The organism is Rathayibacter sp. SD072, from assembly GCF_017355185.1.
GTDB lineage: Bacteria > Actinomycetota > Actinomycetes > Actinomycetales > Microbacteriaceae > Rathayibacter.
Genome location: NZ_JADILJ010000109.1, coordinates 1 through 662 on the forward strand (window position 1 = coordinate 1; position 662 = coordinate 662).

The following is a 662-nucleotide window of genomic DNA, read 5'->3' on the forward strand; positions in this document are numbered from 1 at the left end:
CTTCGGCGGCGCGCTTCTCGCTGCTCTCGCGGGTCTCGCGGGCGCCGCGATCGAAGGCAAGCGTGAACACAAGAGATGGCTGCGCGAGCGTCGCTACGAGGCGTTCGTGCGCGCATACGCCTTGATCAAGGGTTTCGACCTGAACACGTCGAAGCAGAACAAGATCGCTGCGCGCCTCCTCAGTGCTACCGAGACGGACGGACGGGAAGAAGAGGACCTGAAAAAGCTTCAAGATGAGGCGGATGCGTTGTTCGGGACGGTGACAACAGAACTCGCTCCGATTCTCATGCTTGGTCCGGCGTCGGTGGCGCAGCGCGCAATAGAGATGCAGCTCGCCTATGAGGCGGGCGACAAGGATGCTCAGCAGCAGGCAGAGTCCTCCTTCATCCTCGCTTCCCAGAAAGCTCTCGCGGTTCCTCGGCAGCAGCGCCCCAAGCCGACCCGCTCTTGACGGTCCGGCTTCGCACCATCGCGCACCTGCTCGGCGCCGACCGGACCGTCAGGTTTCCATCTGCGTCCGGAGAGCGATCCCCATACGGGACGCCGCCTCAACCAGCGCGCGCAGGATCCTTCGTGTCGAGCTGCGAGAGAGAGAACTGCTTCTCGGGTGACATCGCGCCGTTTTCGGCCCGCGGTCCTTCCTTCGGGAAGACGTTTCTGAC

General features: G+C 63.4%; 1 protein-coding gene. It reads left to right on the top strand.

Features of this window, described 5'->3' with window-relative positions; genetic code table 11:
• On the top strand, positions 1-451 hold a 451-nt coding region (locus IOC53_RS18655; RefSeq protein WP_207408116.1), incomplete at its 5' end, for a hypothetical protein.
• Positions 452-662: the final 211 nt, after the last annotated feature.